Annotated in this window: 10 protein-coding genes; 7 read left to right on the forward strand and 3 right to left on the reverse strand. The window is 42.5% G+C overall.

Going from position 1 to position 13611, the window contains the following annotated elements:
* From PQO03_RS00765 to PQO03_RS00775, 3 genes are read left to right on the forward strand one after another with little or no spacing between them, the layout of a single operon-like run.
* Entirely contained in the window at positions 1-2394 is a 2394-nt protein-coding gene (locus tag PQO03_RS00765) for a DUF1592 domain-containing protein (RefSeq protein ID WP_274150561.1), read from the forward strand.
* Positions 2391-2522, forward strand: coding sequence for a hypothetical protein (locus PQO03_RS00770; protein ID WP_274150562.1), 132 nt, complete (start codon positions 2391-2393; stop codon positions 2520-2522). The genes PQO03_RS00765 and PQO03_RS00770 overlap by 4 nt, the downstream gene beginning before the upstream one ends.
* 20 nt (positions 2523-2542) lie before the next feature.
* Positions 2543-4090 carry a sulfatase family protein gene (locus PQO03_RS00775; RefSeq protein WP_274150563.1) on the forward strand — a complete coding sequence of 516 codons (1548 nt, stop codon included), beginning with the start codon at positions 2543-2545 and terminating at the stop codon, positions 4088-4090.
* 247 nt (positions 4091-4337) lie between these two features.
* On the opposite strand, the gene PQO03_RS00780 is transcribed toward PQO03_RS00775, so the two are convergent.
* The gene (locus tag PQO03_RS00780; RefSeq protein WP_274150564.1) at positions 4338-4706 is read right to left on the reverse strand and encodes a hypothetical protein; all 369 of its coding nucleotides are present in this window, start codon (positions 4704-4706) and stop codon (positions 4338-4340) included.
* A 135-nt stretch (positions 4707-4841) separates the two neighbouring features.
* Complete coding sequence (locus PQO03_RS00785; RefSeq protein WP_274150565.1) at positions 4842-5084, reverse strand: type II secretion system protein; 243 nt, start codon at positions 5082-5084, stop codon at positions 4842-4844.
* Between the two features lie 234 nt (positions 5085-5318).
* Here PQO03_RS00785 and PQO03_RS00790 point away from each other — a divergent pair, with 234 nt between their 5' ends.
* From PQO03_RS00790 to PQO03_RS00800, 3 genes are all read left to right on the forward strand, one after another.
* Entirely contained in the window at positions 5319-6545 is a 1227-nt protein-coding gene (locus PQO03_RS00790; protein WP_274150566.1) for a DUF1552 domain-containing protein, read from the forward strand.
* On the forward strand, positions 6532-8907 hold the full coding sequence (locus PQO03_RS00795) for a DUF1588 domain-containing protein (protein ID WP_274150567.1): 2376 nt from the start codon (positions 6532-6534) through the stop codon (positions 8905-8907). Before PQO03_RS00790 ends, PQO03_RS00795 begins: the two co-directional genes overlap by 14 nt.
* A 203-nt stretch (positions 8908-9110) precedes the next feature.
* Complete coding sequence (locus PQO03_RS00800) at positions 9111-10364, forward strand: glycoside hydrolase family 117 protein (protein ID WP_274150568.1); 1254 nt, start codon at positions 9111-9113, stop codon at positions 10362-10364.
* A gap of 387 nt (positions 10365-10751) precedes the next feature.
* Here the strand turns inward: PQO03_RS00800 and PQO03_RS00805 are convergent, their stop codons facing one another.
* Entirely contained in the window at positions 10752-12203 is a 1452-nt protein-coding gene (locus tag PQO03_RS00805) for an arylsulfatase (protein WP_274150569.1), read from the reverse strand.
* Between the two features lie 756 nt (positions 12204-12959).
* Between PQO03_RS00805 and PQO03_RS00810 the strand changes: the two genes are divergently transcribed.
* Positions 12960-13217: a hypothetical protein gene (locus tag PQO03_RS00810; RefSeq protein WP_274150570.1), complete on the forward strand. Its 258-nt coding sequence runs from the start codon at positions 12960-12962 to the stop codon at positions 13215-13217.
* The last annotated feature ends 394 nt before the right edge of the window (positions 13218-13611 follow it).

The raw sequence follows: 13611 nt of genomic DNA on the forward strand, positions 1-13611 counted from the left end.
ATGAAGTTAAAATTATTTTTATTCGCGCTCATATGCAGCAGTTCAGCCTTAGCAGATTTTCGCTCATTTATGAGATCTTATTGCCTGGAATGCCATAATGCTTCTAAACAAAAGGGGGATCGTCGCTTTGATCGTTTGAGGATAGACTTTAGTAATGCCCATAGTGCAGAATCATTGCAAGAAATTTTGGATATTTTAAATTTATCTGAAATGCCTCCTAAAAAAGCAGATAAGCAACCTTCTGAAAAGGAATTAAAGCAGGTTATCGTTTGGCTCACAAACAATTTGCAGAAAGCTAAAGAGAAAGTCAATAAGAGTGCCAATGGGCGTGTGGTGATTCGTCGTTTAAATAAGACTGAATACCGCAATAGTATTAGAGATATATTTGATATAAATACAGAATTATATGATCCTGCAATGGGCTTTCCCGATGAAAATGAAGAGGAGGGGTTTGATAATATTGGTGGAGCATTGATCATGAGTGAATATTTAATGAGTGAAGCTTTATTGGCAGGGGAAGTTATAGCGGAACGCGTCATTCAACCAGGGCCTCGACCTGAAGTCCAGCGCTTGAGCCTGACTCCTGAACTCCGAGCTGAGGCCTCGAAAGAATTAGGGAAATACTTTTATATAAATTTCATACAAAATGGTAGCCTAATTATAAGAAGCGGGAAACGTCACTGGGAAGCTTCAAATGACGGACGTTATAATATTAAAATTAAAGCCCTGATGCTCAATCGCTTGAAAAATTTAATTCCTTCAAAAGATTTGCGTTATAATTCATCTGAGCCTGCACGACTCGCCGTGACCGCCTATAAAATGACGGGCAGTTCACCCTTCACACAAAAATTAGGTGAATTTGATATTTCCGATGAAAAACTTGGGGAAATTAATATCACAACCGAATTACGCCGTGGCAGTAAAATCAAAATTCAATGGCTCAATGGACCCAATGGATCCGTGAAAAGAATCACTCGCAAGGTCCTCCACAAATATCACCCAGAGGCACTAGCGGGACATAAAAATCCCACGCAAATGTATTTCGGTGCAGGACCGGAAATGCAGATTAAAGAATTTCATATAGAGGGCCCTTTTTACGATGAATGGCCTTTGCCCGTTTTTGATAAGTATTTTGGCTCCTTGAGTACAAACTCGACTTATCCATCCCTTGAAAAGAGTTTAAATAACTTGGCTTATAAAGTCTACCGAGCTGATAAGGCCAATAAAAATCCTGCCTACTTACGCAGGGCAAAAAAAGAGTTGGAAAATGGAGCTAATATTTGGGCTGCAGCCAAAGCGGGTATTAAAACAATGTTGAGTTCGCCGCAGTTTCTCTATATGGCAGAGGCTCCTGCAAGCAGCTCGAAATCACGCCTTAGTGGACGTGAACTCGCCGTGAGGATGGCATACTTCCTGTGGAAATCGTCTCCTGATGAGGAATTGTTGAAGCTTGCTGAGAACGGCAAGCTTCGAGATCCGAAAGTTCGTTTAACTGAATTGGAGCGCATGCTCAAAGACCCACGTGCTAAGGGCTTCCTAGAAGATTTTTTAGCTCAGTGGTTATGGTTAGAAACTTTGGGCGATATGCCCCCGAGTCATAAAAAAGATAAGATATATTATCAGTATGATTTAGAGCAAGCTATGGCAGAGGAAACTTACTTATTCACTAAGGATCTTCTTGATAAAAATGGTCCTCTACAAAATTTACTTGATGCAGATTATACTTTTCTTAATGAGGGCCTTGCTAAACTTTATGGTGTGCCTGGAGTGATAGGAAATGAATTTCGAAAAGTACAACTAAATGAGCACCCAGAAAGGGGTGGGCTCATGGGGCAGGCGAGTGTTTTAACTGTGACGGGCAATGGAGTCGAATCTTTACCCGTAACTCGCGGCGTATGGATTTTGGAAAATATTATGGGTACGCCGCCACCGCCACCGCCTCCAGATGTACCGGAAATTGCCCCGGATACTTCGGGTACTCAAACAGTAAGAGATTTACTGGCTAAACATAGAGAAAATTTTAGCTGCAATGAATGTCACAAAAAGATGGACCCCTTTGGGCTCGCAATGGAAGGCTATGATTACTTAGGTCGCTATCGCGAATCTTACGGTCATAAGTCAAAGAATAAAAATAAAATAAATCTTACTGTGGAGAGCCATGATGGGGTGAACTTTGAAGGCCTTGCAGGCGTAAAAGAATATATAAAATCTAAACCCGATATGTTCACGCGTTGCCTAACGGAAAAGCTTTTAACTTACGCCGTGGGGCGCAAGATGGTCTTTACCGATCGCAAGAGTATAGATGCGATTGTTCTGAGGGCGAAAAAAGAGGATTTTGGATTGAGAGATTTGCTTAAATTAATTATTTTGAGTGAGGTTTTCCTGAGCAAATGAGTGAGCTAATTGCATATGATGAAGCGGCCAATCGCATTTTACTTAAATGTCGTGAATGCGAAAGTAAACTGCGCATTGAGTATCAGCCTTTGGGGGAGAACTCAGCTGTCCTTATTGCTTCGCAGTAAATGAAGTTCCCCATCAGGATATGTTAAATCAGCTCTTGGGAAAAGGAGAAACGGGCTGCGTAGCAGAGTCAGAGCAGGACCCAGATGGTGATACACCATCTTTGGAAGATGTTTTTTCAGCAGGGAACTCAGAAGAGCTAGAACTTGCTGAGCCAGATTATGAGCCCGTCAATGAGCCAGTAAAAAAAGCCCCGAAAAAAGCGCGAATCAAATCCAAAAAAGTGAAGAGTCGTAGCACGAGAGTGGTTCGACAGCAAAAGAAAAGCTCCAAATCGATCCCTATTATAGCGACAATACTTTTGCTAGGATTAGGACTAGGTGGCTGGTTTATTTGGCAAAACTATTCCAGTTTTCAAAAGCAAGGACTGAGTGAAAATGCGGGTACTTCAAATGAGCAGGATTCATCTAAAACAGAGTCTAAAAAATCACTTAGTGAAAGTGTGAATGAAGCGGAGATGGTGTCTTCTCAAGCACTTATTCCCCGTTTAGAGACTCCCGCCTATATCCCTAAAGTGGCTCGTCCCAATATAGTTTTTGTTTGTGCAGAAGGAATAAGTACAGATTGGCTCAGAGCCTACAAGGGTAAAGAGGCGACTCCGAATATCGAGCGCCTCGCTGAAAATGGACTTTTATTTAAAACAGCTTGGATGCAGCCTGAAGCCGCATCGACACATGCCAGTATTTTAAGTGGTCAATATCCTTTCAGACATGGTATTTATAATCAAGCTTCAAGTACGGGCGATTTTACTCCCGAGAAGACTTGGACAGCACGCCTTGCGGCCAAAGGTTGGCAGTGTGCATTTTTTGGACGCTGGCCCTTTGATAATCGTTTAAGTTCTGAGTCCTTTGGTTTTAAAGTACAGGAGAATCAGCCAAGTTCATTTATGAATTTCCTCAGTGACAACTCTGCAAAGCCATTGGTGATGTATGTCAATTATCCCCTCAATATGACTAAGGGTTTTGCGGCTTCGGTGAAAGATCTCGATACTTTTGTGGGACAACTGCAGTTAAATTTAATCAATAAACGCCTTTATAAGAAAACCATTTTTATTTTTACTGCTGATGGTGCTTCACATCAGCCTGGGGAGTTTAATTTTGTTAGTTCTAAGCGTCCAAGTGGAGTGAAAGCCCCCGGAGAGGTCAGGAACAATAGCAAGCGAGTTAGTAATTTGGGAGTTGCCGCACCGCTTATTATTTCGGCACCATTTTTAATCCCCAAAAATGGTTTTTATACACGTGACTTAGTTGATTCAAGTGACTTTTTCTCGACCATGAAAGATCTTTGCGGACTTCGCATTTCTAATCATAAAATAGATGGACGTTCCTTTGTTCAAACTCTGAGTGGAGATTTAAATCCTCTTGAAAAGCGTAGCTGGATTTTTAGCCAGAGTCGAAATGAAAAGATGATTCGTGACTGGAGCTATATTTATTACAACGATAAAAAGTATTACGGGCTCAAATACGATCCGCTTCAGAGCCACAATCTGGATAAGATACGCCACAATGACAAAGTGGCACCAGGAGCTAAAGATCGTTTGAAAATGCTAATGAAGAGGATAGGGAGCTAAAGTTTGTAATGGTAATCTATCGCATATCAGCGGGATGCGGGGAGCCCCTGCGGGCGCTTATTAATTTAACACGATTAGGTAGATGGCGCCGCAAAATATTTTATTGGTGCTCCGCACACGAGAGGACTCTGTCCTCTCGAGCTCTCCAGCAAGGACTTGCCAGTCCTGGACCAGGCGACTTTAGTGCTTCGCACTCACTTCACGGCGTAAGGTGGATCAATCAGTGAAATTTGGAAAAAGAGTATTCTTAATCCTGGCAATCCCACATGGTGCCTTTTTGGTTTCCATTAGCTGAAGCATCACGCAATCCAAGATAGGTTTGCTGAAGAGACATGAAATTAGTAGAACCACTGATGGTCCCGAAATTGAGTTTGGCATAATCGTGAGCCCAAAATTTAGTATTGCCGTATTGGTCTTTGATGAAGTTGTTGTTGGTATGGCCGTTATTACCAACACTGAGGTAATTACCCTCTTTGTGGTTTTCAGTGATCATTATGGTATTGCCAGAATTATCGATTTCAGTGATCTTCATGGACCAAGCATCGCCATTCATAAAGCCTCGGAATTTGCCCTTGCTATTACCATTTTTCCCATAGTTTAAAGAATAAGAACGCAATGAACGACTCGCGTTTTGTAATGTGACTTCAGTGGCTGAGCAACCATAGATGCTGGAACTATTTGAAGACTCAGAACCAAAGGCAGACTCATCTAGGCCGCGACCATCATAATCGTAGACTCCTAGCTTGTCATCCTAGGAGGAGTTGCCATTGGTGACGTTATGAGAGTAAGGTAAATAACTATCATTATCAGTGGTGTACATATAAAGGGCCGTGCTGATTTGCCTGATATTTGAAGTACATAAGGCAAGCTTTGATTTTTTACGTGCTTGACCAAGTGCGGGTAAGAGTAGACTCGCAAGGATGCCAATAATGGCGACGACTACGAGTATCTCTATTAGCGTAAAATAGTTATTTTTTACAAGTTTTGTATTCATTTGTCATCCTCTATATGGTTATTTAGAGAGGAGAACATCTAGTAATAGGAGATCTTTGGAGGCTTTTAAAAAAATCATGACCAAAGTTTAAAACTTATAATATATGATGTTTATATTTATGAAGTCTGGATAAAAACATTTCACACAAATTTTGAGGAAATTCAAACTTTGCTCAAAGAATTCTGATTTAGCTTTGTATTACTTTTACTTAGAGACGTAAAAAAAGGGTTTGATGTGGATTTTAATAGACGAAGTTTTTTGAAAGCAGCAGGGGTGAGCCTCCTGCTTCCGCGACTTGAGAGTGAGGCCGGGGAAAACGATCATAGGATAAAAAATCTTTTTTGTGTATCATTAAATTTTGGTGTTCATCCAGGGCATTTTTTTCCGCAAGATAATGATCCTTGCTCAAGTAAAGTTTTGGCTGCTTTAAAAGATAATGAAGCTGATATTAGCGTGCTATTAAATACGCAGCACCCCTACAAGGGAGGCCATGGTGCCGTGCATGGTTTTTTGAGTGGCAATATGGTGGGGAAAGCTAAAGACTTACGTGACAAAAATATTTCCATTGATCAAAAATTCGTGAATGAAACGAATCCCAATACCCGCTTTCAGTCTCTACAATTAGCCATGGGTGGAGCGGGAGGCATGTCGCAATCTTGGAATCAAAAGGGCGAACCCTTACGGAATAATTATAAATTAGAGAGCATTTACGAAAGCCTCTTTGTTGAACCCAGTAAGAAGGGTCGTGAATTAAGAAGAAAAATTCTAGCAAATAAAAGCTCAGTCATGGATTTTGTCTTTCAGCAGGCGGGTACAATGAAGCGCTTTGGAACCAAGCGAGATGCTGAGATCATCGATGAATATATGGATGGCGTGCGCGGCGTTGAAAAGAGAATCACAACTTCAAAAAGTTGGATAGATGTGCCCAAGCCTAAAGTAGATTATAAGATCCCTAGGGATCCGATAAGCAATGCCACTAATTTAAAAGAGTATTATGAGTTGATCCGTTTGGCCTTCATGACGGACCAAACGCGTGTGATTACCCTAGGTATACCTGCGAACCCTTCCGCGGTGCCCATTGATGGAGTGAATATTGGTTATCACAGTTTAACGCATCACGGCAATCAGCCTGAGCGGCTTAATCAGTTGTATCTAATTGATAGCCATAATATGAAGTGCTTTAACGATTTTATGAGCAAGATGAAAAACACTAAGGCGGCTGATGGTTCTAGTCTTTATGAGCGCAGTGCCATGATTTATGGCAGTGGCATGGGCGATGCCAATAATCACAGTAATCGACGTCTTCCCGTGATTTTATCGGGTGGACTCTTGAAACCTGCGGGCGTTTTGGATCTGAAAGATCGCAATCTTTCAGATGTATACGTGAGTATACTCAATAAGCTCGACGTGAATGTGGATAAATTTGGAAGTAGCAAGGGGAATATTAATGATCTTATTTAGATTTATTTTATTCTTTAGCTTATCCAGTTTCGCGATGGATAGTCGCATTCAAGGGATATTCAAAAAATCGTGTATTGAGTGCCATAATGCCAAAAAAACGAAAGGTGACCTTCGTTTAGATAATATTCAATGGCCCATCAGTAGTGAAGCAGAGGCCGAGAAATGGTATGAGATCTTAGATGCGGTGCACTTAGAAGAAATGCCGCCAGAAGAAGAACCCGCTTTGGGGCTTGAGGATCGTGATTACTTACTCACTTATTTGAATCAGCAACTGGCGCGTTTAAAGTTTAAAATGCTCAAGCCTCAGCCGCGTTTAATGACTGGCGAAGAGTTTAAGCTCACAGTTAGTGACCTGCTTGATATCAATAATAAGTTTTTAGATCCGGGTCGTTACATCCCCAAATTAGCCGTAGCCACAAAATATGATACTCATTCAAAGGATCAAATCTTTTCTGTGGAGGCAATCAACGAATTTGTAGATGGGGCATTGGGGGCGGTTTATTATAGGATTGATCCCGGCGAGAAGCCAGAGCTGAAGACTCATGATTTTACTATGGATAAAATAAAAATGGGAGGTCATCAGGGCATAAGAGAAGGCGAGCAATGGTTGGAACTTCGCTACCGCTGGCATAGCTCTATAGCACAGGTGAAATGGACTGTGGAAAAGGATGGTTATTATGAGTTTGAGGTGGATGCCGAAGCCAAGGGAATTAAACCGACGGGCATAAAGGCATTTGATAAAATCACTGAAAAATATAGACAAAATAATTATCATGAGCTTCACTTTTTGGGGCATAAGACTGAAGTCCTACCGGGCTTAAATCCTTCATATTTCTCTATTGATCACATCGCCATAGGAGCTAAAAGAAAAACTTACAGAAAAAAAATCTATCTAGAGAAAGGTCATAGAATACATTTTGAATTTGGTTCAGGTCCTAACTTTGGAACGATAAAGCGAGCTTTTTCACAAAATTTAGTGAAAAATGATAGGGGTTATCCCGGTCCGGGTATTCGTCTGCACGGTATAAAAATTAAAGGTCCCATACTAGATAAGTGGCCGACTCCAACGATTAATCATTACTTTGGAGGCGATTACTCACTCAAAGATGATGAGAAAAGTAAGGAAGTAATCAAGAGATTTATGATTCGCGCTTATCGGGGCCGAGCAAGCAAAGAGCAGTTTAGCAAGTTCTCGACTTATTATGATCAAATGATTCAGCAGGGCAGTGATCGCTTGGAAGCTTTGCGCATGACTTTAGTCACCATTTTAGTTTCCCCAAGGTTCTTATTCATCAATCAACCTCCCACCGAAGCGGGGCGCAACCCGCAGCTCGCGGAACGCTTGGCTTACTTTATGTGGAGCTCCAATCCGACTTCCAATATGATAAAGCTTTCTAGTTCTCTCGAGAAAAATCCCACGAGTCTTGCCAAGGGGATTTACTGGATGATGCAGCAGCCTCAGTTTGAGCGCTTTGTACGTCGTTTCACCATTCAGTGGATGGATTTGGAAAACATGGATGAGATGGCACCAGATCCGACGCGTTATAAGAAGTATTATGAAAAAAATATGAGGGACCTTTACCAAAAGCAGACTTTCCTATTTATGTCCCATCTACTCAAGGAGAATCGACCCGTTTCCGATTTAGTCGATACGGATTATACTTTTTTAAATAAGAACCTAGCGGAAATTTACTCTTTGCCGAGCGAGGACTTGGGAGAAAAGTTTCAAAAAGTAAAGCTTCCTTCCGATTCTGAAAGGGGTGGTTTAATTGGACAGGGGACTTTACTGACCACCACTTCTAATGGAGTCGAAACTTCACCGATCATGCGCGGTATTTGGTTGCTCGATAAATTTTTGGGTGATCGACCTCCGCCTGCTCCAGATGATGTCATGGCTTTAGATAATGATACTCGAGGTGCGAGTACAGTGAAAGATATTCTACTCAAGCATAGTCTGAATCCTGACTGTAATTCTTGTCACCGCAAGATTGACCCCCTAGGCTTAAGTCTCGAGCACTTCGACCCCATTGGCTTGTATCGTAAGGATTATGGCTCGGGTATTTCGAGAAAAATCCGCAAGAGTATGGGAAAACAAAATTTCGATATTCAAGATCATGGAAAAAATTATGATGGTCAAGAAATTGAAGGTATGAGGGGCTTGAAAACTTACTTGAAATCAAAAGAGCAAGATTTAGCGAAAAGCTTTTGTAGTGAACTCATGTCCTTTGCACTCGGGCGGGAACTGACGCGTGCCGACCGCCAGGCAGTTGATGCGATCATCGCAAAAACAGCTAAGCACGGTTGGTTGATGCGCGATATATTGATTGAGCTTCTGCGTTCGAAATCCTTTGCATTGAAATAGTTTTACTTACGGTTTCAGATATGAGCTTATTATCTACTTCATGAAAAAGTGATTTTCTGGCTACTTCTAAGTGTGTATGAGTAATTTCATACTGACTGTCTAAAACAAGTGATTGGTATCATCTAGTAGATTAAATAAAGCACAAAGTGCTCAAGTATTTCACTCTTAGAAATAATCATCAACTCTAATTCAGGAGCTAAAAATTGATCAAAATTTTTTCAAAAATTATTACACTCGGATTACTCTCAGGCTTAGTACAAGCCGATGAAAATGTATTTCCTGCACTCATCCCCACAGAGAAGCCGACTGATAGACCTATAAGCCGAGCAGTAGAGCGCCTCTATGAGCAATGGAATCCACTTGAAGATCGCGATAATGACTTGTACTCGAATTTTAAATATACTCGCCTCAAAGGCCTAGAGATCAGTGATAATATATCTCGACGTGATCCCACTAAGATTATTAAAGTCGATGGGGTTTATCACGTTTGGTATACGGGACGTCGCAGCAAAGAAGCCCCAGAGGGATTAAAGAAAGCGACAGCTACAAAGCCAGGTACTGATTGGGATCTAGCAGATATCTGGCATGCGACAAGTAAAGATGGTTGGACATGGGAAGAGGATAAAATTCCCGCGGTAAAAAGGCCACCAAAGCCAGAGCAGGGCTTTCGATCGATTTGCACCCCCGGTATTCTCATGTGGAAGGGCAAGTACTACCTCTATTTTCAGGCTTATAGTCCGATGGTTGGAGGCCAAGCTTATTGCCCAGTACGAGTCGCTTATGCCGATTCTCCCACGGGGCCATGGACTCACCATCCCGAGCCAGTGATTTTGCCTGGTCCAAAGGGCTCTTGGAATAATATAAAAATAAATGATCCTTGCCCGATAGTGCATAATGGCAAAATTCTTGTGTACTACAAAGGTGCCCCCATTGAGCGTGGAGATGAGTACGTCCTAAGAGTTCAGGGAGTATCATTTGCCGATGACCCACTCGGACCTTTTATTCCTTCACCTAAAAACCCCGTGATCAATTCTGGCCATGAAACGTGTATGTTCCCCTTCAAAGATGGCGTCGCAGCACTGATTGCACTCGATGGACCAGAAAAGAATACAATTCAGTTTTCAAAAGATGGCGAAGATTTTGAAATTAAATCTTTGATTCAAGTCCCACCGGTGGCACCAGGTCCTTTTTGCCCAGGCGCATTTTCAGATGATAAGAAAAATACAGGCTTTACTTGGGGTCTATGCCATATCAATATCGATGGTGGCGGCGCTCAAAAATCATCGATATTGGCACGCTTTGATTGCGACCTTTCTCCCGATGTAGATATACCTTACTTCAAGCATAATAATCTGCGTTTTAATGAAGAGACTTATTTTCAGAAGAATATTGGCCTCAATCCCAATATGACGAAAATGATGAAGCGCATCAGCAAGAAAGAAAAAGATATGAATTGAGGCGCATGCCGATATCATTAACCATCGGGGATGGTTTTAAGATTAAGCGCCGGCGCGCAGCGACTAGCGTTGGGGTTCTTAAGGGTGCTAGCACCCTTGATTAGTGCTAGGGACAAAGTCCTTATATCTTAAAATCTATACGATTACCCATTAAGAGGGGCAAAGCCCCTTAGTCGCCTGGTCAAGGATTGGCAAATCCTTGCTGGGAGAGCTCGAGAGGGACAGCGTCACTCTCGTATGTAAAGCATAACTCCCTTTATTATGGCTAATCTATAAATGCCTCTGCGGGAGGGTTAGCTTCGCGAAAATTCATCTGATAGCCCTTAATATCCCTAGCATTACCCCTCCTTCGAAAGCGATTGAATTTTACAGGCGAGGACGATTCATCTATTGTGAAGCGAGGGGCATGTGGAATTTTTCACTTTCATTGCGATTTGCCATCATCGCTTTATGGATGCGATCAACCATTTCAGGCATTTGCTTGGCAAGATCATTTTTTTCAAAAGAATCTTTGTTTAAATCATAAAGCTCCCACTGGGGGACGCGACTAGTTTTTTTCTTTCCTCTTGGGAGTAAATTTTGGCGAACGCCCTTCCAGCGACCATCGAGAATAATCGCTTGTTGACCGCCGTAACCTTGGAATTCCCAAGCAAGAACGGGCTGAGGCTTTTGTTTTCCACCTAGAAGCTCGGGTAGGAAGCTGACTCCATCACTGCTTTCGGGTACGTCACTATTTAATAATTCACACATAGTTGCCATTACATCGACAAATCCACTCACATGCGAACTGACCTGCCCCGCTTTGATTTTTTTAGGCCAGTGAGCAATCATCGGCACGCGCAATCCACCCTCATAGACGGAGCCTTTTAAGCCGCGAAGTCCTTTGTTGCTATTAAAAAATTTATGATCCACTTCAATGCAATGACTGGCGCCATTATCGCTACTAAAGATCACGAGAGTTTTTTCATCAAGCTTGAGTTCTTTTAGTAAGGACATGATGGAACCGACATGTTCATCAAGATCGGAAATCATTGCCGCGTAGCCTGCTCTGGGACGTAGATGGGGCAAGTAGTTAGCGTTGTAACTTTTCTTGGGCTGATCCCATTCTTTCGGATAAAAATCTACCCAGCTATGCGGTGGATGCATTGCGAGGTGAGGCTCAACAAAAGGCACATAAGCAAAAAAGGGCTTGTCCTTGTTATCACTAATAAATTTCAGGGCTTGTTCGAGAATGAGATCAGGTGCGTAATTTTTTGCGTAGAATTGAGAAAAATCAAAATCGGGACCGACGGCCTTTTTCCAATGACCAGGCACGGGCTTTTCATTGATAATAATTTTTTCATCATTACTCCACATGTGTGGGGGATAAAATGAATGGGCCACGCGCTGGCAGTTATAGCCATAGAAGGTATCAAAACTCAAAGCTTTGGGATCACTCGATGATCCAGGGTAACCGAGTCCCCATTTGCCGAAAGCCCCAGTAGCATAACCCTGGTCTTTGAAAATTTTTGCGAGGGTGATACCTGCTTCGGGAATAGGTGCTTGGCCTTCGGGTTTGTGTTCCCGGTTATTGCGCACAAAAGCTTTTGAAAGTTGCTTGCCAGTGAGTAGCACTCCACGGGATGGGGCACATACGGGGGCACCAGAATAATGTCGCGTAAAACGCATGCCCCCGGCGGAGAGTTGGTCAATATTGGGTGTCTTAATTTTAGTTTGACCATAGCAACCCAATTCGCCGTAGCCTAAATCATCGGCCAAAATATAGATCACATTGGGTTTTGCGGAGTCAGCAAAAAGTAAAGAAGATAAACAAAAAAGAGTGGGAATCAGGAGTTTCATAAAGTCTCATTTTAAATTAAAGTACAATTTTATAAGTATAGATAATACATTGAGTATCTAAAAAATACAAATTAATTTTCCGCATCTCAAGGTGGCCGTAGTGACGACTGTGGGTAGGTGTTTTATATTGCCTCTCAAGGTGGGCACAGCTTGCAGGGAAGGGGACGGAGTCCCTTGAAGGAGGTGGATTGAATGTTTTCCGCCTCTCAAGGTGGCCGTAGTGACGACTGTGGGTAGGTGTTTTATATTGCCTCTCAAGGTGGGCACACCTTGCAGGGAAGGGGACGGAGTACCTTGAAAGAGGAGGATTGAATATTTTCAGTCTCTCACGGTGGCTTCATTACCGTCTGCGAGTAGGTGTTTTATATTGCCTCTCAAGGTGGGCACAGCTTGCAGGGAAGGGGACGGCGTCCCTAATGGTAGGGAACTTAAGAGATATTTGAGCTCGAAGAGCTTAGGAATGTAGCCATGGACGTAAGTCCGTGGTGTTTGAATAAGAGCATCGTGCGTGCCGAAGGTACGCTGCAGAGCGTTTTCTTCATACCTTCGGCATGAATATCATTTTTTTAACAATACCCACCGGATAAATCCGGTGGCTACCATACTACATACCTTCGGCATGTGCTTAAGTTCCCTACCATTAACGGAGTCCCTTGGTATCTTATCAAGTAGATTTTTACCGTCAGATCAGTGGCGCCTTGCGAGAAGAGACTTAGGCTTTATTTTAGGTGATATATTATATAAAATAGAGTAGATATGGATTCCCTACAGCAAGATAAAAATAAAAAAGATCAGCCGGATACGGCGTCGCTGAGTGAGAAAAAAGCTCAAATTAGCCAAGACTTCAAGAAATTGAGCAGTGCTCAGCAGGCCAAAATTTTGAAGCAGCAGAATCCAGAAGCTTTCGCAAAACTTAATAAGGAGATAGTCGCGCGCACAGCAATATTTCGCAAAATCATGCATGGCGTTACTATTATCTTAGGCGCGGGTATCGTTTATTATCTATTTTTTTAGCTAAGAAAACTTATTGATGCTTTACACAGGAGAGCGTGTCGCCTCGAGCTCTCCATGAGGGATGCCTCCCTCAACGGGCGAATTAAATATTCTCTTCGAGAATTAGGTGCTACGCACACGAGAGCGTTTCGCCTGGAGCTCTCCATGAGGGATGCCTCCCTCAACGGGCGAATTAAAATATTCTCTTCGAGAATTAGGTGCTACGCACACGAGAGCGTTTCGCCTGGAGCTCTCCATGAGGGATGCCTCCCTCAACGGGCGAATTAAAATATTCTCTTCGAGAATTAGGTGCTACGCACACGAGAGCGTTTCGCCTGGAGCTCTCCATGAGGGATGCCTCCCTCAACGGGCAGATTAAAATATTCTCTTCGAGAAGTAGGTGCTACGCACACGA

Origin of the sequence: Lentisphaera profundi (assembly GCF_028728065.1) — a bacterium.
In the GTDB taxonomy this organism is placed as follows: Bacteria; Verrucomicrobiota; Lentisphaeria; order Lentisphaerales; family Lentisphaeraceae; genus Lentisphaera; species Lentisphaera profundi.

Excerpts from the sequence above, each read along its gene's own strand:
- PQO03_RS00810 (WP_274150570.1), top strand. The coding sequence starts at position 12,960 with ATGGATTCCCTACAGCAAGATAAAAATAAAAAAGATCAGCCGGATACG.
- PQO03_RS00805 (WP_274150569.1), bottom strand. The coding sequence starts at position 12,203 with ATGAAACTCCTGATTCCCACTCTTTTTTGTTTATCTTCTTTACTTTTT.
- PQO03_RS00785 (WP_274150565.1), bottom strand. The coding sequence starts at position 5,084 with ATGAATACAAAACTTGTAAAAAATAACTATTTTACGCTAATAGAGATA.
- PQO03_RS00765 (WP_274150561.1), top strand. The coding sequence starts at position 1 with ATGAAGTTAAAATTATTTTTATTCGCGCTCATATGCAGCAGTTCAGCC.
- PQO03_RS00795 (WP_274150567.1), top strand. The coding sequence starts at position 6,532 with ATGATCTTATTTAGATTTATTTTATTCTTTAGCTTATCCAGTTTCGCG.
- PQO03_RS00770 (WP_274150562.1), top strand. The coding sequence starts at position 2,391 with ATGAGTGAGCTAATTGCATATGATGAAGCGGCCAATCGCATTTTACTT.
- PQO03_RS00775 (WP_274150563.1), top strand. The coding sequence starts at position 2,543 with ATGTTAAATCAGCTCTTGGGAAAAGGAGAAACGGGCTGCGTAGCAGAG.